Source organism: Verrucomicrobium sp. BvORR034 (assembly GCF_000739635.1).
Lineage (GTDB): Bacteria > Verrucomicrobiota > Verrucomicrobiia > Verrucomicrobiales > Verrucomicrobiaceae > Verrucomicrobium.
In genome coordinates this window covers 1-23,045 of the sequence record NZ_BATQ01000133.1, presented here as the reverse complement: position 1 = coordinate 23,045, position 23,045 = coordinate 1, and the positions used below count along the sequence as shown (strand labels likewise).

Annotated in this window: 19 protein-coding genes and 1 pseudogene; 16 read left to right on the top strand and 4 right to left on the bottom strand. The window is 58.8% G+C overall.

Annotation, left to right across the window (positions count from 1 at the left end):
- Positions 1-89: 89 nt before the first annotated feature.
- The 3 genes from BV034_RS22240 to BV034_RS22230 all read right to left on the bottom strand — a co-directional run bounded on the left by BV034_RS22240 (position 90) and on the right by BV034_RS22230 (position 2,157).
- Positions 90-833 (bottom strand): hypothetical protein, encoded by a 744-nt coding sequence (locus tag BV034_RS22240; protein ID WP_265593330.1) that lies wholly within the window; start codon positions 831-833, stop codon positions 90-92.
- A gap of 168 nt (positions 834-1,001) precedes the next feature.
- Positions 1,002-1,433, bottom strand: a complete 432-nt coding sequence (locus BV034_RS22235) for a hypothetical protein (RefSeq protein WP_050029174.1) — start codon at positions 1,431-1,433, stop codon at positions 1,002-1,004.
- Positions 1,336-2,157 carry a hypothetical protein gene (locus BV034_RS22230; RefSeq protein WP_050029173.1) on the bottom strand — a complete coding sequence of 274 codons (822 nt, stop codon included), beginning with the start codon at positions 2,155-2,157 and terminating at the stop codon, positions 1,336-1,338. Before BV034_RS22230 ends, BV034_RS22235 begins: the two co-directional genes overlap by 98 nt.
- Positions 2,158-2,334: 177 nt before the next feature.
- On the opposite strand from BV034_RS22230, the gene BV034_RS22225 reads away from it, so the two are divergent.
- On the top strand, positions 2,335-3,408 hold the full coding sequence (locus BV034_RS22225; protein WP_050029172.1) for a PA0069 family radical SAM protein: 1,074 nt from the start codon (positions 2,335-2,337) through the stop codon (positions 3,406-3,408).
- 34 nt (positions 3,409-3,442) lie between these two features.
- Here the strand turns inward: BV034_RS22225 and BV034_RS22220 are convergent, their stop codons facing one another.
- Positions 3,443-5,413 carry a hypothetical protein gene (locus BV034_RS22220; protein WP_265593329.1) on the bottom strand — a complete coding sequence of 657 codons (1,971 nt, stop codon included), beginning with the start codon at positions 5,411-5,413 and terminating at the stop codon, positions 3,443-3,445.
- A gap of 167 nt (positions 5,414-5,580) precedes the next feature.
- On the opposite strand from BV034_RS22220, the gene BV034_RS22215 reads away from it, so the two are divergent.
- The 15 genes and pseudogenes from BV034_RS22215 to BV034_RS35145 form a co-directional block, all read left to right on the top strand.
- Positions 5,581-7,470: a DUF1549 domain-containing protein gene (locus BV034_RS22215; protein WP_050029170.1), complete on the top strand. Its 1,890-nt coding sequence runs from the start codon at positions 5,581-5,583 to the stop codon at positions 7,468-7,470.
- A 5-nt stretch (positions 7,471-7,475) separates the two neighbouring features.
- On the top strand, positions 7,476-8,795 hold the full coding sequence (locus BV034_RS22210; RefSeq protein WP_265593328.1) for a DUF1553 domain-containing protein: 1,320 nt from the start codon (positions 7,476-7,478) through the stop codon (positions 8,793-8,795).
- A gap of 5 nt (positions 8,796-8,800) precedes the next feature.
- The gene (locus BV034_RS22205; protein ID WP_050029168.1) at positions 8,801-10,249 is read left to right on the top strand and encodes a DUF1501 domain-containing protein; all 1,449 of its coding nucleotides are present in this window, start codon (positions 8,801-8,803) and stop codon (positions 10,247-10,249) included.
- Entirely contained in the window at positions 10,246-11,286 is a 1,041-nt protein-coding gene (locus tag BV034_RS22200) for a glycosyltransferase family 2 protein (RefSeq protein ID WP_081888029.1), read from the top strand. The genes BV034_RS22205 and BV034_RS22200 overlap by 4 nt, the downstream gene beginning before the upstream one ends.
- Before the next feature lie 57 nt (positions 11,287-11,343).
- Positions 11,344-13,326 carry a hypothetical protein gene (locus BV034_RS22195; protein WP_050029166.1) on the top strand — a complete coding sequence of 661 codons (1,983 nt, stop codon included), beginning with the start codon at positions 11,344-11,346 and terminating at the stop codon, positions 13,324-13,326.
- 86 nt (positions 13,327-13,412) lie between these two features.
- Positions 13,413-14,534 carry a glycerate kinase gene (locus BV034_RS22190; RefSeq protein ID WP_050029165.1) on the top strand — a complete coding sequence of 374 codons (1,122 nt, stop codon included), beginning with the start codon at positions 13,413-13,415 and terminating at the stop codon, positions 14,532-14,534.
- A 42-nt stretch (positions 14,535-14,576) separates the two neighbouring features.
- Entirely contained in the window at positions 14,577-15,509 is a 933-nt protein-coding gene (gene fabD / locus BV034_RS22185) for an ACP S-malonyltransferase (RefSeq protein WP_050029164.1), read from the top strand.
- A 96-nt stretch (positions 15,510-15,605) separates the two neighbouring features.
- Positions 15,606-16,625: an enolase C-terminal domain-like protein gene (locus BV034_RS22180; protein ID WP_265593327.1), complete on the top strand. Its 1,020-nt coding sequence runs from the start codon at positions 15,606-15,608 to the stop codon at positions 16,623-16,625.
- A gap of 5 nt (positions 16,626-16,630) precedes the next feature.
- Entirely contained in the window at positions 16,631-17,869 is a 1,239-nt protein-coding gene (locus BV034_RS22175; RefSeq protein WP_050029162.1) for a M20/M25/M40 family metallo-hydrolase, read from the top strand.
- A gap of 149 nt (positions 17,870-18,018) precedes the next feature.
- Complete coding sequence (locus BV034_RS22170; RefSeq protein ID WP_038167105.1) at positions 18,019-18,474, top strand: hypothetical protein; 456 nt, start codon at positions 18,019-18,021, stop codon at positions 18,472-18,474.
- 253 nt (positions 18,475-18,727) lie between these two features.
- Positions 18,728-19,258, top strand: coding sequence for a hypothetical protein (locus tag BV034_RS22165; protein ID WP_050029161.1), 531 nt, complete (start codon positions 18,728-18,730; stop codon positions 19,256-19,258).
- Positions 19,259-19,325: 67 nt separating this feature from the next.
- Positions 19,326-19,760 (top strand): NUDIX domain-containing protein, encoded by a 435-nt coding sequence (locus BV034_RS22160; protein WP_050029160.1) that lies wholly within the window; start codon positions 19,326-19,328, stop codon positions 19,758-19,760.
- A 1,470-nt stretch (positions 19,761-21,230) separates the two neighbouring features.
- On the top strand, positions 21,231-21,683 hold the full coding sequence (locus BV034_RS22155) for a hypothetical protein (protein ID WP_050029159.1): 453 nt from the start codon (positions 21,231-21,233) through the stop codon (positions 21,681-21,683).
- Between the two features lie 98 nt (positions 21,684-21,781).
- Entirely contained in the window at positions 21,782-21,916 is a 135-nt protein-coding gene (locus BV034_RS36330; RefSeq protein ID WP_265593326.1) for a hypothetical protein, read from the top strand.
- A gap of 406 nt (positions 21,917-22,322) precedes the next feature.
- Positions 22,323-23,045 (top strand): annotated as a pseudogene (locus tag BV034_RS35145) (IS3 family transposase); the annotation flags it as partial.

The following is a 23,045-nucleotide window of genomic DNA, read 5'->3' as shown; positions in this document are numbered from 1 at the left end:
GACAATAAGCCCCGGTTCTCACTAAGCAAGACGTTGTTCCATGAAACGGGGTCCATGGAACAGATAATAGGCCGGTGCTGTTCGCCACGCTAAGGTTTGGGCGGACTCTCGGTCACGCCCAGGCTGTCCACCCACTTGGCTTCCATCAGGGAGTCGATGTAGGGCACGAGGACTGGCTGCTTGTAGATGCCGGCAGCTCTTCCCAGCCATTCGTTGCCTTCCACCTTCTTGCTTTCCTGGTAGGCAAAGGCCGCCTTGCTGTAGTAGTAGGCGGGGGTGTCATCCATGAAGGTGAAATTCTTCGCGATCTCCTGAGCCCCCGACACGTTACCCTGTTTGAGCCGGCAGACGAGCACCTTAAACTGGCTCAGATGCCGCACCTCGAGCTTCAGCTTGGGATAGTCGGTCAGCAATTTGGAGAATCCCGCTTCAGCTTCCGGATACTTGCCTTCCACATAGTCCAGCTCCACCAGGTTGAACTTCGGCTCGAAAGCCTCCGGACTCAGAGAACGGGCTTTTTCGAAGTTCTCCCGGGCCTTGGGGATGTCCCGCATTGCGGTGAAAATGCTGCCGCGGACATTGGGAATGAGGGGGCTGCTAGGCTGGAGCAGTTCTGCCTCATCGAGCTTCTGCAGAGCGTCAAAATTCTTCTGCGTGGCGTGCAAGCCTTGGGCTTCCCGGATCAGATTGAAGAACCGGGCGTCTTCAGGACTCGGGCTTTCGTTCCCCGCCTTGGCCTCGGCTTTTTCAGTGTCCTTCCCGTGAGCGACGGGAGCGGCCAAACCGCCGGCGAGGAAGAGCAGAGCGAGAAGGGAGGGGATTCGGAGAGCCATGGGGAGGGGAGTTGCGAAAGACCAGACGAACAGTTTGCCCCTCGCCGTGCGGGGCTGCAACGAAGTTTCCGTGGCAATTGGGAGGCACAGGTCTTTGCGGGGCAAAAAAAAGCGCACCCTGAGACAGGGTGCGCTTGAAATGACTTGGTCAAAACCAAGGCGATAACCTTAGTACACGTCGCGACGGTAGCGCTTGCTGGCCTTGAGGTTGTCCATGTAGGCGTTTACTTCCTCGGGGGATTTACCGCCTTCTTTGGCGACGATCTCGCGAAGCGCGTTGTCCACGTCCACCGCCATACGGGCAGCGTCGCCGCACACGTAGAAGATGGCTCCCTGCTCGAGCCAGTCGAAGAGTTCCTTGCCGTTCTCCAGCATCTTGTGCTGGACATACAGCTTCAGGGCCTGATCGCGCGAGAAAGCGGTGTCCAGGCGAGTGAGGGTGCCGTCCGCGAGGTAGGCTTCGAACTCGGACTCATAGAAGAAGCAGGTGGAGCGGTTGATCTCACCGAAGAACAACCAGGCTTTGCCCTTGGCACCCGTGGCCTGACGTTCCTGAAGGAAGGAGCGGAAGGGGGCGATGCCGGTGCCGGGTCCCACCATGATAATGGGTGTTTCTTCTTCCGGAGCGGGGAGACGGAAGCCCGCGCCCGACTTGATGAAGGTGGGCAGGGGGGGTGCTCTCGTCGATCCGGTCCGCCAGGAAGGTGGAGCACACGCCACCGCGCATGCGGCCGTGGCTCTCATAGCGCACGGTGGCCACGGTGAGATGCACCTGCTCTGGATTGGCGGCGAGGCTGGAGGAGATGGAGTAAAGGCGGATGTTCAGTTTGCGCAGCAGGCCGGCCAGTTCGGCGGGCTCAAACTTGGCGGTAGGGTTTTCCTGAAGGATGTCCAGCACGTCACTGCCCCAGAGGTATTTCTTGAGGTCTTCTTTGCGCTCGGGGGTGGTGAGGGAGAGCAACTCGCTGTTGCCTGCCTTGTCCGCCACGGCCTTGAGAATCTTGCTGTCCACCTCCGTGATCGCGTAGACCTCGATCAACGCCTGGCGGATCGTGGTTTCACCGCCCTTCGGGTGGGGCACCACTTCGGAACCGCTGAAACCCTGCACCTGCAGGATCAAGTCAACAAGGGCCGGGTCATTCGTGGGTAGCACCGCCAGGGAGTCACCTGGCAGGAATTCCATGCCGGAGCCGGTCAGGTCGATCTCGTAGTGACGCGTGTTCTTGGATGCACCGGGGCCGGTCAGGTCAAAGGCACGCTTAAGGCGCGCGATGAACGGATTCTTGACGTTGTAAGCGGGCTTGTTCGTTGCGGCAGTGCTCATGTGTTCGGTGCGTAGCAGATGGAAAGAGGGCGGTCAAATTAGGGGGGCGAAGTGGGCTGTCAACCCGACGGGGGATCTTCCTTTGGCTCAATCCGGGGCTAAAGAAGCAAAACCCTCGCCAACGTGGGTATGAGTTACAGGTTTGACATGTGTTCAAATGAACTGTATTCTCGGCGCATGAACGAAGCAGCTCACGCGCAGGCACCCCGTCCTCGCGGACGTGGAGCCGGAGACAATCCGGACCAGAGGTTCACCCAGCTTCATGTGAGCTATGAGGAGGGTGAGGCTCCTTCAAAGGTGACGACGAAGTTCTTTGTGGATCATTCCCAGAGCATCATCACGACCAACAACAGCCCGGACCTGGGATTTGGCGGGAGCATCAATCCCTACCGCGGATGCGAACATGGCTGTGCCTACTGCTACGCGCGCCCCACGCATGAGTACCTTGGGTTCAGCGCCGGGCTGGATTTTGAGTCGCGCATCATGGTAAAGCCGGATGCCCCGGGACTCTTGCGGGCGGCACTCATGCGGCCGAAGTACGAACCCGACCGTCTGGCCATGAGCGGGGTAACGGACTGTTACCAGCCGGTGGAGCGGAGCATGAAGATCACCCGAGGCTGTCTGGAAGTGCTGGCGGAGTGTCATCACCCGGTGGTGCTGATCACCAAGAACCATCTGGTCACCCGGGACATCGATTTGCTGGCCAAGCTGGCTGCGGATCATGCCGCGGCAGTGTATCTCTCGATCACGTCTTTGGATCCCAAACTCGCGCATGTGCTGGAACCGAGAGCCTCCTCGCCCGCCATGCGTCTGCAGGCCATGCGGACTTTGCATGAGGCTGGGGTGCCGGTCGGAGTATCAGCCGCGCCCATGATCCCTGGTCTGAACGATCATGAGCTGCCCGCCATCATTGAGGCAGCAGCAGAGGCAGGGGCGAGCTTTGCCAGCTACACCGTCGTCCGGCTTCCCTTCGCGGTGAAGGATGTCTTCGCCGACTGGCTGAATGAGCACGTTCCCGGGCAAAGGGAGAAGGTGCTGGGCAGGATTGAGGAATCACAGGGGCGAACCTTGTCACACCCTGAATTCGGCAAACGTCTCAAGGGGGTGGGAGTGTGGGCGGACCAGATTGCCCAAGTGTTTCAAGTCAGCCTTAGAAGAAGTGGCATCGCGCAGAAAAGGCCGCCGGTGCTCAGCGTGGCGGCCTTCCGTAAGCCGGTGGTGCGAGGTCCTCAGATGGAACTCCAGTTTTGACAGGATTCACAGGAGGGGCTTTTGCAGGAAATGCTCAGTTTGAGTCGGGGAACTCTTTGGACTGGGCTTTATCTTTGCCTCCCTCGGTCTCGATGGAGACGGCTCTGGCGCCCTTGTTGACTTTGATGAGAGCGGGAAGGCGGGCCACCCGGTTGTCTTTAACGTTGAGCGCCCAGGCTTCAAGGGCGAGGTCTCCGTCAGGCAGGGCAGGGGCCTTCACAATGCCTTTCCAAGGATACAACTGGGGAACGGTGAGATCCTCAAGGTTCGAGAACTCATAGTCGAGTCCGTAGATGCGCAGCCACTGGTGGGTCTGAGGCTGCATCAGGCCGATGACTTTGTCGCCTTGGGTGATGAGCACAAGATCGCTGGGGTGCTTGGTGCCGAATCGCGCATGGCCGGAGATCTCCAGCCCGCCATCCTCCTGGAACTGTGCGGTCAGGACGTTCGCCTTGTCCTTGGGCATGGGTTTCTTGTCCTTTGTAAACGTGCTGAGATCGGGCGACTCCAGAATGCGAGTTTTGAAGAGTCCCTGGCTGCGAAGGATGTTCACGGCATCCAGGCAGTATTTGTAGTCCTTGCAGAGCACGTTCATCTCATCCCGGCTGAGCTGGAAGTGCGGCAGGAACATGGTGAGCCCCTTCGACTGCCAGCGGGCGCGGTGCCAGATCTCTGTGAGGTGGAGTGAGTAGCGCCAGGAGGGAATCTGGGCGGTGCAGAAGACGGCGAGCATCGCGGTGGCGATGATGGCGGGGGCATTGGAGGGAAGGAAACGCGCGGCCCAGTTGGCTGGATTTTGTCGAAGCCATGCCAACCACTCGCGACTGTGCAGGTAGGCCAGGGCCATGGTCGCGATGGGCAGGAAGGAACTGATGACCAGATAGCGGGTGGTGGTGGACCGGTGTTCCCCGATGTGGGCCCGCCCTTTGCTGATCGAGAGAGCGACCCCGATGACGTAGGCAGCGAGAGCCAGCCAGGGCAGGGCCTGTGGCCAGAGCCTGCGGCCAGTTTTGGTGAAGACGGTCAGGGCGGCCACAATCAAAAACGCGACGAGCACCCACATGCCAAAGAACACAGACGAGTCCAAGGGATGATCTTCAAAGGGCGTGCGCGCGAAGGGATTGCCAAGGAAGCCCATGAAGAAATTCACGAACTTCTTGATGTTCTCCGCCGAGTTGAGGCTGATGCCGCCTTCCAGGGCGTAGTCACCTGGCTTCAAATTGTAGGCGTGGAAGGCGACGTTGTAGAAGTTGCTGAAGTAAGAAGCGATGGTGCCTGCGGCCACGGCAATCCAGATGCCTCCCATGAGAAGGCGGGTCTTCAGCGGAGCCAGATTGGGATGCAGGAGGATGTAAACCAGGATCACCGGCCAGAAGACCAGGCCATGCGAGAAGGAGTGGGTGGCCATCTCCGCCAGAAGCAACGCGGCGGCAAACAACAGCCAGGGGCGTTTGGCCGTCGGAGGGATGGCAGGTGCCGGAGAGTCGGGAGTGAAGGCATTGAGAATGGCCAGCAGGCAGGGCACTGGAATGGCCATCCACATGGCCGCTCCCCAGAAAAGGATCTGGAAGAGCATCGGTGAAAAGATGAGCAGATTGGCGGCAGAGGCCATCGCCGCCACCCAAAGGCTGCGCCCCAGGGTTTTGCTCATGATGCGCCAGGTCAGGAGGCCGCTCAGAAGGAACAGGAGGAACGTGAAGTAGTTCTCCCAGCGGAAGTCTCCGCCGCTCAAATGGCTCAGGGTGAGGATGATGAGGCGCGGCACCACGATGCGGTGCTGGATCTGTGGGGCATAGAGGTCATGCCAGCTCAGGATGCCGTTGTGCCACTTCTGCAGGAGCGGGGCATTTTCCCAAGTGTCCCAGCAGGCGATGTCCACGCTCTTCTCCCAGACGAGCAGACCGGTGAAGAGGGCCGGCGTGAAAGCCAGGAGAAAGATCAGGATCCGCTTCCAGGAAAGCGAGCGTCTGTTGAGGTCTGTGGGCTGGCTTTTGTCGAGGTTCATGTGAGCGTCGGGCCGATCCATAGCCGGGTATTACCGGGGTGCGAGAGTAAATCCATGAACAAAAGTTTAATTGATGCTGGCTGTGAGGAAAATAACCTCGGGTTGTCCCAGCACCTCCGGCAGGAATGGCAAATGTACCCGCGACCCCATACTCCCGGCATCCTTGGATGTCTTCCTTTGTCGTCTTGATGTTGGGCGGGGCTGCGGTCCCGGTCTCTGCAACGGACGCCACTACGGCCCTGCAGTACAACCGGGATATCCGGCCGATTCTGGCCGACCATTGCTTCAATTGCCACGGAGCGGACGAGCGGCAACGCAAGGCCAAGTTGCGGCTTGATGAACGAGATGGGGCCTTGTCCAGCAAGGCCGTCGTGCCTGGTCATCCTGAGGCGAGCGAACTGATCAAGCGCATTCTGACAGAGGATCCGGAGGAGGTGATGCCTCCGCCCAAGTCCCACAACACGCTCACGGAGGATGAAAAGGCCACTCTGCGGCGCTGGGTCGAGTCCGGGGCCGAGTACCAAAAGCACTGGGCTTTCATCCCACCTCAGAAGGTTGAGGTGCCCACGCCCAAGACCCTTCCACCAGGATGGGAGGGGGCCGTGGATGCCTTTGTGCTAAAGCAGCTGGAGGACCACGGCATGGAGCCCGCCGGGTCGGCGAGTCGAGAAGCGTGGCTGCGCCGGGTGACCTTCGCTCTCACTGGCTTGCCACCAGGGATCAAGGAAATGGACTCTTTCCTTGGCGACAATTCAGGAACGGAAGCCGATGCACGGGCCAAAGTGGTGGATCGCCTGCTAGGCTCGCGCTCCTATGGTGAACACCTGGCCAAGGACTGGCTGGATGCGGCGCGCTATGCGGACAGCTATGGCCGTCATGAGGACGGAGACATGCTGGTGTGGCCCTGGCGGGACTGGGTGATCCGCTCCTTCAACAACAACCTGCCTTACGATCAGTTTGTCCTCGCCCAAACTGCCGGTGACCTCCTGCCGGGATCCACACGGGATCAGAAGGTGGCCACCGCCTTCAACCGGCTGGCTCAGCAGTCGAACGAGAGCGGAAGTGATCCCGAGGAATTCCGGCTGGATCAGGTGAGCGACCGGGTTCGGGCCAATGGTCTGGCCTTCATGGGGCTGACCATTGAGTGCGCCAAGTGCCACGACCACAAGTACGACCCTATCAGTCAACGGGAGTACTGGCAGATGGCGGCCTTCTTCGACAACATCGACGAGAACGGCGTGTACTCCCAGTTCTGCCCCAAGGCCACGCCCTCACCGTCCTTGCTGCTGCCAGATGCCTCCCAGGAGGCGAAGCTGGTGGACCTGCAGCATCAGATTGAAACTCGCGAACATGCCCTGGAGGTCATGCGCAAGGAGGCGAGGCCTGCCTTTGAGAAACAGATCGCTGACGATGGGATCCCCGGGGCGTCCAAGTCCGGTCTCGTGAATGGCATCAAGGCGCTGTTTGGCTACCGGGAATTCAATCCCTGGACCCAACGGGCCAAGGCGCACTTCGACTTTGAACCCGAGTCCGTGGGCAGGCAGGACGGTGATCGGGTGCTGTTGAATCGTGAGGACAAGGAGAAGTCTGCACGGCTCCGCGTAAAGTTGGATCCCGTGGAGAAAGGTGCGCGTGGCAAGGCCATGCTCATGAAGGGGGACGATGAAATAAACATCCCACGCATGGGCGATTTCAACGAGTATGACGCCTTCAGTTTCGCGGTCTGGCTCCAGCCAGGTGAGACTCGTGAAAGGGCGACCGTGGTGGCCTGCTCGCGTGGCGGCAATGATGATGGGCGGGGCTACGAAGTGGTGCTGGACCATGAAGTGCCGTCCTTCGCCCTCATGCACTTCTTCCCTGGTAATGAGGTTCGCATTCGCGCTCGGACGCCCTTGCCGCTGAATCAGTGGAGTCATCTTGCTGTGACCTATGACGGCTCCAGCCGGGCCACAGGCATGAAGATGTACATCAACGGGGAGCTGGCATCCGTGGAGGTGGTGCATGACAACTTGAAGCGGGATATCTCCCGCCGTGAGGAGTGGGGGACATCGGCATAGACCAGGTGCGATTCACCTTGGGCGGGCGCGAGCATGATTCGCCGCTCAAAAACTGCGGGGTGGACGAGTATTACGTGTTCGGCCGCGACATCTCCGCGGGAGAGGTGAAGAACCTGGCCGGTGTGCCTTCGCAGTCTGAAGACTGGCTGGACTGGTGGCTGGCTCTCAAGCATGATGGCTGGAAGACGGCGCAGGCGGAGCTAAGGAAACTACGCGAGGCTCGTACTGCTGTGACCAACGAGGTGCTGGAGATCATGGTGATGCAGGAGCTGCCCATGGCGCGGCCTGCCTTTGTGCGCCTGCGGGGTGATCACCGCCAGAAAGGGGAACCGGTGCAGCCGGATGTGCCGCAGCAGATCCTGCCGTGGCCGGAGGGCGCACCGCGCAACCGGCTCGGCTTTGGCCAGTGGCTGGTGAGTCCGCATCATCCGCTAGTGGCCAGGGTGGCGGTCAATCGCCTCTGGCAGATGTTCTTTGGCCGCGGGTTGGTGGGCACGCCGGAGGATTTTGGCACTCGCGGGGAGCTTCCTTCTCACCCGGAACTTCTCGACTGGCTGGCTTGTGATTTCCGTGATCACGGCTGGGACGTGAAGCGGTTGTGTCGCATGATTGCGCTTTCGGGAACCTTTGGGCAGAACGCGATGCCGGAAGATCCTACGCAGTTGACGGCTGATCCCGCCAATAAATGGCTGGCCCGGGGGCCGGTGGTGCGTCTGGCAGGGGAGGAACTGCGTGACCAAGCGCTGGCCGCCAGTGGTCTCTTTGCAGACAAGGTGGGCGGCCCCAGTGTGTATCCCTACCTGCCGCTGGGAATCTACCGCGACAGCGGCTTGCAGCAGAACTACGTGGAGAGCCAGGGGGAGGGCCTGTATCGACGCAGTCTCTACACCTTCTGGAGGCGCACTCTGGCCCCGCCCAATCTGGCGGCGTTCGATGCCCCCACACGTGAGGTTTGTGTGGTGCGCCGGGAGAAAACCAGCACTCCGGTGCAGGCACTCGTGTTGCTGAACGATCCCCAGTACGTGGAGGCCCAGCGGGTGCTCGCGGCCCGTGTATTGAAGGAAGCGGGGGAGGATGATGCGGCGGCCTGTGCTGCCGCCTTCAGGCTGCTGCTGGGCCGGCTTCCCACCGGGCAGGAGCAGGCTGTCCTGCAGCGCCTGCTGAACGGGCACTCTGATCACTACCGGGCTCATGAGGATGAAGCCAGAGCCCTCTTCCAGAACGGCCACCATGTGGCCGATGAACATCTCGAACCCGCCCGTGTGGCGGCCATGGCCATGGTGGTGCGCACGCTCATGAGCCACGTGGAAGCCGTCAACCGCTGATCCCCATGACTGACTATTCCAACCTCACGCGGAGACAGATGTTGAGCCGGGCCGGCTGTGGTCTGGGCGGCCTGGCTTTTGCCAGCCTGTTGGGAGCCGCAGAATCGGGCGCAGGCCCGGGACTGGCCGGTTTGCCGGGACTGCCGCACTTCGCACCCAAGGCCAAGCGGGTGATCTTCCTCTTCATGAGCGGGGGGCCGTCTCATGTGGACAGCTTCGACAACAAGCCGGTGTTGCTGAAGCGCCAGGGGGACAGCCTGCCTGAGAGCTATCGCAAGGGAGCGCAGAAGCTGCCGGGCATGTCAGGCAATCAGACGCTCTTCCAACTCAAAGGTTCCTCGTACCCGTTCAAGCAGTACGGCCAGAGCGGGGCGTGGGTCAGTGATGCCTTTCCCCACACGGCGAAGATGGTGGATGACCTCTGTTTCATCAAGTCGATGCATTCGGAGTCGGTGAACCACGACCCGGCCATCACGTTTATTCAGACGGGCTCCCCTCTGGCAGGTCGCCCCAGTGTGGGGTCCTGGGTGCAGTATGGGCTGGGGCGTGACAACCAGAACCTGCCGGCCTTCATCACCATGATCTCACGCCGTTCCGTGGATCAGCCCTTGAGTGCCAAGTTGTGGGGCAGCGGCTTTCTTCCCACGCAGTATGAAGGGGTGCAGTTTCGTGCCTCCAAGGATCCTGTACTTTACCTGGGAGACCCGGTTGGTGTGAGCCGCGACACGACGAAGCGGGTGCTGGATGGTCTGAGGGATCTGCAGGCTGCACAGTCAGGGGTGAGTTCCCAGGCCGCCACGGCAGCCGCGCTCGATGCCCGGTGGGCGGAGTACGAGATGGCCTTCCGCATGCAGACCTCCATCCCAGAGGTGACTGACCTGAAAGGGGAACCAGATCACGTTTTTGACCTCTATGGTCCCGAGGCTCGCACCCCAGGGACTTTCGCCGCGAACTGCATCCAGGCCCGCCGACTGGCTGAGCGAGGGGTGAAGTTCGTCCAGCTCTTCCATCCAGGATGGGATCTGCACAGCAACATGGAGAAGGGGTTCCCCGTCCTGGCTCAGGAGGTAGACCAGCCTTGCGCCGCACTCATTGCCGACCTCAAGCAGCGGGACATGCTGAAGGATACCCTGGTCATCTGGGGTGGGGAGTTTGGCCGCACCTGCTATCTGCAAGGACGGCTGGGTAAGATGGGGCAGGGAGGCAGGGACCATCATCCGAATTGCTTCACCTTCTGGATGGCGGGAGGTGGCGTGAAGCCGGGGGTGACGTATGGGGAGACAGATGAGCTGGGACACGCCATCGTGCGGGACCCCGTGCATGTGCACGACTTCCATGCGACGCTCCTGCACCTGTTGGGTATTGATCACGAGCGGTTCACCTACCGTTTTCAAGGGCGGGACTTCCGGCTCACGGATGTGTCGGGGAGTGTGGTGAAAGGGATTCTGGCATGATCGGGTCGCGTTCTGCGGACTTTTCCCAGTTGCATCCCGGGGCCGACGGTGGAGTATCCGCGCCGATGACAGAGTCCCCGGCACTGCCGAAGTTTTGTGTGGTGATACCCTGCTACAATGAGCAGGAGTCGATCCCTGTGCTCGTGGAGAAACTGACTCCGGTTCTGGAAGAGGGAACGGCTGGCTCCTGGCAGATTTTGTTTGTGGACGATGGCAGCCGGGATGCCACCCCTTCCATGATCTGGGATCTCCATGCCAAGGATCCCCGATACTTGGGAATCCGGCTGAGCCGCAACTTCGGGCACCAGCCCGCGGTTTGGACCGGGATCGTGAATGCACGAGCCGAATGCATTGGGGTCATCGATTGCGACCTCCAAGATCCGCCGGATGTTCTGATGCAGCTCTACCGCCGAGTGGTGGACGGCGGGGTGGACATCTGCGCTGGGGTGCGCGGCAAGCGTGAAGAGGCCCCCTGGTGGCTCTGCATTGCCTACAAGACCTTCTACCGTCTGATGGGCTGGCTGGCGGAGCATGACTACACCCTGGACAGCGGGGACTTCTGCGTGGTGAACCGCCGGGCGCACGCCGCTCTCTGCCGCCTCGGGGAGGCGGCCCCCGTCCACCGTGGACTGCGCTCCTGGGTGGGGTTCAAGCAGGACACAGTGACCTATCTCAGGCCGCCGCGCCTCCACGGGCAGAGCAAGTACAACCTGACTCGTCTCGGAGTGCTGGCGATCAACAACCTGGTGAACTTCAGCACCGCCCCCCTGCGCCTGGCCACTTTGGTCGGGTTGTTCATGGGGTTCATCACGCTGATGGCCGCAGGATTGTTCCTCTTAAATCGGATTTTCCCCAGTTTCTCGCTTTTTGGCTACTATGTGGGTGCCAATCCCGGCACAGCGACGCTAGTGCTCTACACTTCCTTCATTTCCTCCGCCCTCTTCTTTTGCCTGGGAATCATCGGGGAATATCTGGCCGTGGTGATCAAAGAAGTGAAAAGGCGGCCAGTCACTGTGATCGCGGAAAAAACGGAGTGACGAGCTAATGCTTGCCGAGGGGCACCGGGGGTGCTTTGATCCGCGCTTCCTCGTACTATGGCATCAGAGATTGTCCCAGCCCCCGCCACACGCAGCCGTGTCTGGTTTGAAACCGCATGGCCCTGGCTGAAGCGGATCGTGCCCTGGTTGCTGGTGCTGCTGCCCGCGATCCTGCTCAATCGCCTGATTCAGGAGCACAAGGTGAACATCCCGTTCCTGGATGACTGGATGTTCGTCCACATGGATGCCAAGCTCGCCGAGGGCACCCTCCGCTGGCAGGACTTCTTCATGGTGCAGATGGAGCACCGGATGGCGTTCGTCCGGGGTGTCATCATGCTGTTTCACCATTTCTCGCCCGGGAACTACACGGGGCAGATGTGGCTCAGTTGGGTGCTGCTGGCCTTGACGCTGGTGAATGTGGGAGTGCTGCTGCGCAAGACGACGGGGGCGCCGTTCCGGGTCTGGTGGCCGCTTCTGGCGCTGGCCAGTGTGGCGCTCTTTTCCCCGGTGCACTACCGTATCGTGCTGTGGGCCATGATGTTCCAGGTCATCTGCCCGGCCTTCTTCCTCTCCCTGGCCATGGTACTGCTGCTGTCGCGTTGGCCGCTCTGGCTCCGCTTCATCGGAGCAGTCCTTTGTGCCCAGTGTGCCACCCAGTGTTTCGCCACTGGGATTCTGGTCTGGGTGCTGATGATCCCGATGATCCTGTGGTCGGGGGCGATCCCCAAGACGCAGAGTCGTTATCTCTTCCTGGTAGCCTGGATGGGAGTCTTCCTGGTGACCATGGGGCTGTATTTCCAAGATCTCAAGAACGAGACGGATCCCCAGTTCTCCTACAAGCAGGGGGAGGAGCAGACCATGGGGAGGAACTTCAGTTCCTTCTTCAAGAACCCGGGCAAGGGACTGGAGTTTGTGGTGCGGTTCCTGGGGTGCCACCTGGGACGCGGCTGGAGCGTTTCCGTGATGGATGCGTCCCTTTTGCTGGGCGGGCTTTCCTTGGTGCTGGTGGTGGCGTTCTCCCTCTTGTGGGTGAAGAAGTTCAAGGATGAAGCGCTGCGGCAGCGTCTCCTGCCGTGGCTGCTCTTCGGTGGCTACTCCGTGGGGGCGGCCGTGCTCACGGCGGTGGGCCGGAGCTGGGCCTCTCAGTCTGGGGACAATGCCATCCATGCCCGCTACACCATTCATGCGGTGCCGCTGACGATCGCTCTAGTGGTGCTGGTGTGGATGATCTCGCGAGAAATCCGGCAGCGCCGACCCCACTGGAACAAGGTGATGGTGCAGACCGTGACGGCGGGGGCCTACATGCTGGTGGTGATTCAGGCGGTGTCCTGGACCTTCGGCGAGCGCATGATGGCGGTCTGGGAATCCTCCCGGCTCCGCGGGGCGGCCAATACCCTGTTCTTCAACACGGTGTACAATACGGAAGGGGATATTGCCGGGAACCGCGATCTCGCCCGACAGGCCAACGAGCTCAATCTGCTCAAGCCTCCCATGCTCAAAAACACCCGGTTGGACAACTTTAGCCTGACGCCGAAGCTGCTGAACCAGAACACCGCCTTCTTCCGGTCGTGCGTGGTACACTCTGCGGAAGGTGAGTCCGAGGCGGTGGTGGAGGGGTACGCGTGTCTCCCCAATCGTGTCCGGGTGGCGGATGCCGTCATTTTTGCCTACAAAGACAAATCAGACGGGCACTGGGAAATCTTCCACGTCTGTCAGGTGATGGGGATGCCGCTGTACCTCGTCGATCTGATGGCGCGGGACCTCCAGTTTGTTCACACACCGCCCGGTTCTCTGGAGCAGGAGGGGCTCGCGGGTTTCCGGGGGAGCTTTTCCTTCCAGCAACTCCCTCCGGGGGAACACAAGATCATGGCGTGGGCCCTGGACTACAAGAGCCAGCGGGTCTATCCGATTTCCGGCTTCTTCGAGGTGGATACCGTCAAGAAGAGGGTGAAGAAGCTGGGCAGCGATCCTAAAGAGGTCAATCTGCACTGGTTCCTGGAGAAGGGGAAAGGCAACCCAAACTGGGAACAATTGAAATGACAACGGGGGCGAAACCAGCCCAAGATGGGGTGAAGGTTCTCCCCAGAAACCGTTGAAACTCCGATCACTGCTGCTAGGAAGACACCATGCGTATCCTGCTTGCTCTGGACAAGTTTAAAGGCTCCCTGTCCGCCCGTGAGGCGTCGGATGCCGTCCGACGCGGGCTGGCCGCGGCAGGAGTGGAGGCAGAGATCTGCGCATGCCCCATCGCGGATGGCGGGGAGGGCTTTACCGAGGCCATCATGACCTGCGTGGGCGGGCAGTGGCATGAAGCGCCGGTCCACGACGCCCGGGGACGGGACCGGATCGCCCGATACGGCATCATCGACCGCAAGGGCCACACGGAGGCGGTCATGGAGATGAGCGCGGCTTCGGGGCTGGCCATTGTGAATGATCTACCACTGGATCCTGCCGTGGCCACCACACGGGGGACGGGCGAGCTGATGCTCCATGCTCTGGAGCAGGGGGTGAAGCGCATTTTGATCGGCATCGGCGGGAGCGCCACCAACGACGGCGGCACGGGCATGGCTTCGGCGTTGGGCGTCAGGTTTCTGGACTCTGACGAAGTGACCGTCGAAGACCTGCCCGCGGAAATTGAAAAGGTGCGTCGGATTGCCAAGACGCATCGCCTGCCGGTGGACGTGGTGGTGGCGTGCGACGTGACCAATCCGCTGCTGGGCGAACACGGGTGCACACATGTCTATGGACCGCAAAAGGGGGTGAAGGACCTGGCGTTCTTTGAGCAGCGTATGACCCGGTTGGCGGACATGGTGCGCCGGGATCTGGGCTGTGATCATCAGAACGAGCCCGGGGCCGGCGCTGCGGGTGGGCTGGGATTTGGCCTGATGAGCTTCTGTGGAGCCCGTCTCCAGAGCGGATTCGACCTGGTGGCTGAGGTCACAGGTCTGCGAGAGCATATCATGGAGGCGGACCTGGTGATCACGGGTGAGGGCAAACTGGATGCCCAGACCCTGCACGGGAAAGGCCCGCTGGGCGTGGCTGACATGGCCCGCGAGGTCGGGAAGCGGGTGATCGGCGTGGGTGGCATCATTGATGACAGTCCTGAATTGCGCCGCCGTTTTGATGGCCTGGTGCAGGTGAAACCCCCTGAGGTGCCCATTCCGGAAGCCATCCGCCGAGCCTCCGAACTCCTCGAGCAGGCCATCACCAAGTGGGCCTCTCACTACGAATTTATGGCTCCTGTGTGAGCCGTTTCACTCATTCACTTTCTCGTTAGATCTGTTGAATTTATGGGTAAAAAAGTTGTTTTGTTGTTCTCGGGCCAGGGTGCCCAGAAGGTGGGCATGGGCCAGGATCTGGCCGCCGCGTATCCCAAAGCCAATGCCTTGATCGACCGTGCGGATGAGACGCTGGGCTTCAAGCTTTCCGAGGCAATGTTTCAGGGGCCAATCGAGGAGCTTACGCGTACCTCCCGCTGTCAGCCCGCCCTCTACACCCATGGCCTGGCAGTATTGGAGGTGTTGAAGGACCTGGTCCCAGATCTGGAAGTAGCTGCTTGTGCGGGCCTGTCCTTGGGAGAGTTTACCGCCCATGCCGCGGCAGGCACGTTTGATTTCGAAACCGGGTTGAAGCTGGTCTATCAGCGTGGCACCTTCATGGAAGAAGCCTGTGAAGAGACCAAGGGTGGCATGGCCGCCCTGATCGGGGGCGAGGAAAGTGCCGTGCGTGAACTCGCCGCGGAATGTGATGTGGATGTGGCCAACTTTAACTCCCCTGGACAGATCGTGGTGAGTGGCAGGGAGGAGGGCATCGCGAATGTGATCGCACGGGCCAAGGACAAAGGCATCCGCAAGGCAGTGCCGTTGCCAGTTGCAGGAGCTTACCATTCCCGTTTGATGAAATCTGCTCAGGACAAGCTGGCCTCCGTTCTTCAGAGCACCTCTTTCAAGGTCACCGGCATTCCTGTGGTGAGCAACTACGAGGCGGATGTGGTGACAAGTGACATCGTGATCCGCTCCACCCTGGAGCGCCAGGTGACAGGCTCTGTACGCTGGGTGGAATCCATGCAGCTTTTGCTCAAAGAGGGGCATGATCTCTTTTTGGAGCTGGGCCCGGGCGGAGTGCTGGGTGGCTTCATGGGCCGCATTCAGAAAGGCGTGAAGGTGCTTTCGATTGAGGACGTGAAAGGTCTTGAGTCGGCAGTGACAGAGTTGAACGCCTGATCCTCCAGGGGATAAAATTTCGGTTTCGGGGCGGCTGCTTTCATCGGAGGGCCGCCGCTCTTGTGCGTCCGGCCAAGTCGTTCTATGGTCGGTTCCATGAGTGCAACACCCCTGCAAGCCGGGCTGAAGACCCTGCAACTCACGGAACCCTTTCGGATTGCTCACGGCACCTCCACGGAGCGGCAGGTGCTGCGGCTGCGCTGGAACGGGGCGGTGGGAGAGGCTCCCGTCGTGCCGTATTACAAGGAGAGCGCTGCCGTCACATTGGAATGGTTGCAGGCCCTGGACTGGAACGGCAGCCCCGCTCCCAAGGATGGCCCACGCTTGGGGCGTCTCGCGCTGGACTTGCTCTGGCATGATGCGGTGGGCCGGGAAAAAGGGCAGACGCTGGGTCAGTTGCTCCATCTGGATCCAGCCCAGACTCCGCCCGGTTGCCGATCCTTCAGCATCCCCACTGACCTCGAAGAGTTCGCGAAAAAAGTCGCGCAGGTGAGCAGGCAGTTTCAGGTGCTGAAACTCAAGACTGGCAGTGGCAACGTCGAGTTCGACGAGGCCATCGTGGCCACCGCGAGAAAGGCGGCGCCAGACGCCAAGCTGCTGGTGGATGCCAACGGGGGATGGACGGTGGAGGAAACGGTAGCGATCCTGCCCAAGCTGGCCAAGTATGACCTGACACTGGTGGAACAGCCGTTTCACCATGATGGCGGCTCTGAGTCCTGGCGGGAGTTGAAGTATCTGCTGCCATCACATTCCATTCCGCTCTATGCCGATGAAAGTGCACAAGGGCCGGACGATGTGCTGACGCTGGCGGGTCTGGTGGATGGGGTGAATGTGAAACTACTCAAATGTGGCAGCATTGCGGAGGCCCAGACGATGATCCGCTTTGCCCGGGCCAGCCGCATGGGCGTGCTGTTGGGGTGTATGATCGAGAGCAGCATTGGCGTGACGGCAGCAGCCCATCTGGCTCCGCTTGCCGACTGGATCGATCTGGACGGCCATCTGTATGTGGCGGACGATGACTACCAAGGCGTATCGTATGATGAGCAGGGACGTCTCCAGTTGCGCGACCTCCCCGGACTGGGCGTGACATCCCTCGCTGACGGATCTCCATCTTGACCGCTATGAATTCACAGCCCTTGATTAACTGGCTCACCTCCCAGATGCCGGAGGCGCTCGAATGGCTGGAGCGCATGGTGCGGATCAACAGCTTCACCACCAATCGGGAAGGTGTGAACATCCTCGGGAAGCTGACGGCGGATGCTTTCGCCGAGCTGGGGTTTGAGCCCGAGTTTGTGCCCTCCACAGATCCAACGCACGGATCACACCTCTATCTCCAGCGTCCAGGGGCAACCGGAGCGCAGATCCTGCTGGTGTCTCATTTGGACACGGTGTTTCCTCCCGAGGAGGAGTTGCGGGAGAATTTTCAATGGGAGCCCATGCCAGAAGAGGGGCGCATCTATGGTCCCGGCACCGTGGACATCAAAGGCGGCACCGTGCTGATTTGGATGATCCTGGGGGCACTGCAACGGCTGGCTCCGACCGTGTTCGAGGAAACGAACTGGCTCATTGCCCTCAATGCGTCGGAGGAGGTGATGAGTGCCGACTTTGGAGTCAGGACGGCGGAGCGCAACCCCCCGGGGGCGACCGCGGTGCTGGTGTACGAAGGTGGCCCCATGGTGGGTGGAGCCTATCATCTGGTGACATCCCGGAAAGGAAGGGCGAGTTACCGCCTCACAGCCCATGGGAAAGCGGCCCATGCGGGCAGTTCCCATGCCGAGGGGATCAATGCCATCGTGGGACTGGTGGATGCTGTGAAAGCGGCGGCAGCGCTGACCAGCTATGACGATGGACTTACGGTGAACGTTGGGGTGATTCACGGAGGCACGGTCACGAACCGGGTGCCGCATGAAGCAACGGCCGAACTCGAGATGCGGGCCTTTGATCCGCATGTCTTGAAAGAGGCTCAAACGGCGGTGGAGGCCCTCGCGACCGAGGGAGATCCTTCGAGGAGTGAACCCAGAATCGAAGTGATCTGCGAGGGGGACACTCCCGGTTGGCCCAATGACGAACGCACGCAGCAGTTGTTCCAGTGCTGGGCTGATGCCGCAGCATCCCTGGATCATCAGGTGATCTCAGTGCCCCGTGGTGGGTTGAGCGATGCGAACTATCTTTGTCACCTGGGACCTACTCTGGATGGCCTTGGCCCTTTTGGAGCCAATGCTCATTGCTCGGAGCGTAGCGCGGACGGGACCAAGGTGCCCGAGTACGTGGTGCCGGCTTCCTTTGTGCCGAAGGCTGCGATCAATGTGCTGGGGATCTTGAAGCTGCTGGGGCGTGAGGCGGAACTGGAAGGGGCCTGAGAGATGCCACCTTATTGCGAGGATCCTGTTCATGCAGAAGAGAATCTTCTTGCTGTTTTTCGACATTTTATACGTAGATGTTGGGGCTTCTTCGCGTCCAAGTGTTGAGTGTAGTTGTTTGTTGGAGGTAACACGTCAACGGAAATGGTATGAAAACAGTCGCCGTATTAGTGCTCGCTCTGGTCGTTATGTTGTCTATCCTTGGAGCGGTTGCCCCCGATGATCCCGTAGATCATGAAGTCAGGGCGAGTAAAATTCCTGGCGTCTATTTGGACGGCGATGTGGAAGATTTTGTCATAATTTTCTTCTCTGATGGAAGGGTTATGACATCTTGGTGGAATATTCCGCCAACGTTGCAGCTTGAGGACTGGCATAGGCGCGGTCGTTGGGCGGAATCTCCAGATGGATCGATTAGCATCAAGTGGGAGCCAAAGTCAACAGACAGGCTGGAAGACCTGGAGCCGAAGGTGTATAGGATAGATTCGCAGCTGAAGGATTGTCTGCGGTCTCCCGATGGTAACTATCATATGAGGATGGGTGGGGTGACTGAGCTTAGGGACACGAATGCCCGTCTGAGGAATGAGCGAAAGTTGAAAGAGAAATAGAATGAGACGTTCGCGCAGGAGTAAGCTCAGCCACCCGAATGCTAGGGGCGATGCGTATGCCCTGGCGGACAACCGCATCTCTCGGGAGGTGTTTGGCGGGCATGATGCTGGCACTTCGAGCTGCGCAATTGAAAATGGTGCTGGTGCCAATCAAGTTCCCAGCATGACGCGACTTGTCCCAGATGCTTGGCTGATTTGGTGCTCCGCCCGTGTTGCTTGCTCTATTACCCGAGCTTAACGTCATCTTGCAGCTATGACTCGCAATAAGGCACTTCTAGGATTGAAGGTGATTGCCGTGTCAATCGCTCTTTCGGCAGTCGATGGGTTGGGGGATGACCAGAAATCCCCACCACAGGAAGCAAAATCGCCCTGGTCTTCAGACGATGAGCAAATATTTATCCTAATGAAGGATCGCGACCCCCTTCTCCTAAAGTTCTATATTGATATACTTGCCGGTTCCAAGCAGCCCGAAAAACGCATGCTGGCCCTTGAAGCCTTAGCGTATGATAGAATGTTTCACGACGCCACGGAGATCTTCGGAGAGAACTACCGAGTCAACCACCTGGCCAAACTGTTAGTGGATGAAAGAGTGGAAGTGCGACGTCTCGCTAGAGATGTGCTGGATCACATAACGTCAGCGGAAATCGTGGAGATGGTTGGGCGCCTGCAAGCTATTGTAGGCCAGAGTGGTGCGACAGAAGGGAGGGCGGGAGAATTGAAGTCGGCCATTGAACACATGAAGCAAAGACTGCTGGATATTTCCAGTGGTAAACTGAAGGGTTGATGTCATGTCTATCAGTAAAACACTGAAATCGGCTTAGACGGGAGTCGGAGCTGCAACCTCTTGAACGATGTCGCCTTACTACAAAAAACTTCGCAGTGTGTACGGAAAGGGGCTGCTCATCATGCCCTCTGTTGCGGCCGTCATTCGCGACGAGGCTGATCGTTTGCTCTTGATCGAAATGCATGACGGCAACTGGAGTCTGCCGGCAGGTGCGATTGAGCCTGGTGAAACTCCGGAGCAAGCGGTCGCCCGGGAAGTGAAGGAGGAGACGGGAATGATCTGCACTGAGTGCCGATTGCTGGCATTGCTGGGCGGATCTGGATATCGGTACACCTACTCGAACGGGGATCAGGTGGAATACCTCGTGGCCCTGTATCGATGCGCGGCCAAGGAGGATGGTGAGCCCACCGATGTGCAGGAGACCCGGAGCGTGAGTTATTTTGCGAGGGAGGCGATGCCGGGACTGGCTCTGCCTTACGATCTTGATCTATTGTTCCAGTGATGGATAGGAGCGGAAAACAAGATTGTGAGGGACCTGAAAGTGTCCAGCGAAGTCCATCAAGAGCCCACATCTAGAGGCTGCGGCAGTCTACGAACGAAGCAAGTCCTTTATAGGGAGGTCTGGAGTGAGGTTGCAACCAGGTGTTGTAAATGCCAAGAACTTTGTGATAAGAATTTGCCGTGAAAAATACTCGTCTCCCCAAAAGGAGGCACCATATGCCAAAGTGAAGTCGATTGGTAATGCAGGCTCGGTACCGATGCGGTAGTTGTCGAAACCATCCGAGATCCCGCGAGGAGGGATCCCCCTGATTTATTGGCATCAGGTGATCGAGTGATCGGTCAGATGGCTTTTCTTGATCTGCTCGCAGAAAGACTCCTAGGTCCGTTGTAGAAGGAAGTGAGCACAAGTGATCGTAGTCGGAGAATGCCAAACTTGGGTCTAGGGCCAAGGCCCCATCCGGTGCCAGATGGCAGTTGCCCATTTGCCGCATGATCCTGTAACTAAAGATCTCTCTAGCAAAAATGTGGTCGAATTGACTTAAGTCTTCGCCCTGATTGAAAGCACTTTGAGGTAGCAGCACCTTCCTGTGTGAAGTAATTGATTTTAAGCTATGGCGCAACCCAGGGGAGGCGCGATAGAAATTACCTACATTGCCCCCACCATAAAAGAGGAGCGTGTCTGCCTTGTCCGACGGCTCAAATGCTTTGCCAGGTCGTCCGTGCCGCACTAGTTCGATTCCACTCCTGGCAAATAGCTGTCTGAAGCCCATGGCGATTAATTGATCGCCTGGATTTCCGAATGGGTTGTCTATCATTTCGCATTTTGAACCTCGAAGCAAGTCGATCAGCGGCGCGAAATGATTGTCGTCAAGTATGGGACCCATGAAAGTCGAAGTGTGTTTCCAATGTGAAGTGAGACTGAAGCGCGTTGTGGAAGGTTCATGGTGCTTCACTCAACAACAAAGTATGATTGCCATCCGATTTACTAAGGTCAAGCAATAGCGCTCTCGTGATGGATTCTCCAACTTGACGCATGACTGTGCGTATTCTCTGAGTTTTGGTCGAAGTTTTTGCAGGCTTCCGCTCGATCAAAATATGAATTGCAGATGGATGACGTTGGTGCACAAATGGTGGAAGCGTGGCAAGAGGGGGCTCGAATCTCGATTCTCAGATTGAAGATGGCTCAAGATCTTTGCTAGATTTTGTGTTTGGGAATTTGTCGCTGCACAGTTCCAAGACGAAACAAGTTGGATCCTAATCGTTAGCCATTGCCATTCGCATGTTGACCGTCGTCCTGACCAGCTACGCTCGGCACAAAAATGTGCATCTGATCCATCGGGTTCTGTAAGCGCAGAGTGTGAAGCCGAAACTGTGTCTTTGGGACAACAATCCTACAACCCAGCTGGATGCATTGGGGTGGGATCTCTATGCTGCTTCCACCGAGAACCGGTTTTGCATTCCGAGGTGGCATATGGCCAAGCTGGCATCCACGCCCTACGTTGCAGTGATGGATGATGATCTGATTCCTAACGACGAGAATTTTCTTGGTGATGTGGAATCAATCCTATGTGAGCACCCGGAGATTGCGGCTGTAGGCTTGTTTGGTGTCATTCTGCAGTCCGAGACCTGCTACCGCCATTGCGCCCATATACCGAACCGAAGATTTCAAGGGGATGTGAATGTGAGTTTGCTCAAAGGCAGATTTGTCGCTTTCAGAGTCGAGAGCATCATGGACTTCACGCCGGTTACCTTTGACTGTGAAGATATCGAGGCCTCGGCGCACCTCGGCTCCCTTGGAACCCTGGTGGTTCCTGAGTTGCTGTCCAACCGTACCCGAGATCTTCCACGACAAGGGGGACTGGAATTTCGGCCGGATCACTACGACAGGCGAGAGGTGGCGCGCCGCCGTTTCTTCAAATGTTGAAACTTTGCGTCTCAAAAGGGAATTGCTTCTGCCAATGAGGTAAGTAGGTTTCAGTTTTGGGAAGGTTTACGTTGAAAAACTGTCATGCCCTTGGAGGTATGCGTGACTTTGCAAGCAACGCGGAACTGATCAAGAAGCTCAGTCTCCAGGTCTTCATTGCGGGACGGTTGATCCGTGGTGCCGTGAACAAACAACCACCCTCCGTGAGTAATGGCGGTACGCAAATGCTTTAGTGGATCAGGGGTGGTTGTGTTAGATACAATGCACACATCTACGGTGTTCGGTTCGAGAACTGGTAGTCGAGCGTCTGAAACTAACCGTATGCTCTGCGAGGCGTGACGAGAGCTGCTCTTGAAAACCGCGGTTAGGTATTCGCAAACCCCTGGACTTCCCATAATGAGAATTCGACTGGTCGGCTTGACTACGCACAGGATGGCGGTGGTTTCATCGTCGTGAATGAGGTCGCTACCTTGGGTGTGGCTCCATGTCCGACGCCCACGCATCCCTCCAATGTTGTCGCTGGAGAAGTGTCTTTGAAGGGCAATCCATCTGAGGTGGACCCCGAAAATCGGACCAGTGCTGAAGTTGTAGTTTTGGATTTGGGCGGGGCTGGAGTAAACCAGAACCCGACCATTAGAAATGAAAGCCAGACGCAGAAGACACGATCCTGAATTTAAAGCCCGTGTGGCGCTTGAAGCGCTCAAGGGACACAAGACCATCTCTGAAATTGCCAAGGAGTTTGACGTTCATCCGGTGCAGGTGTCCGACTGGAAGAAAACGTTGCAGGCCGGGATGGCGGGAGTCTTTGGCCAGGAACCTGTCCAGTCCGACTCCGAGGAGCGCGAGCGTGAACGTGCGCAGCTGCACTCCAAGATTGGAGAACTGACGGTGAAGGTCGACTTTTTGCAAAAAAAGTCCAAACAGCTCGGCATCTGGAACGACCTGCCGGGCTGGTCGAAAAAGAACACCCAGTCCTGAGCATGAGAACCCAATGTGAATTGTTGGGGCTGAGTCGCTCAGGGCTGGCTTACGTGGCAGTGCCTGAGAGCGGGGAAGAGCGCCAGCTTTTGAAGCTGCTGGACGAGCTTTATCTCAAAGACCCGTGTCTTGGAACCCGGCGTCTGGTGAAGGTGCTGGAGCGCGATCATGGCCTCCTGGTCAACCGCAAGCGCTTGCAGCGTTTGCGACGTGAGATGGGCCTGGAGGCCATTTACTGCCGTCCGCGCACGAGCGTGCCTGGAGAAGGGCATCGCGTCTACCCGTACTTGCTGCGGGAGCTGGCCGTGGAGCGCCCCAACCAGGTGTGGTGCGCCGACATCACGTACGTGCCCATGCCGCGAGGGCACGCCTACCTGTGTGCCG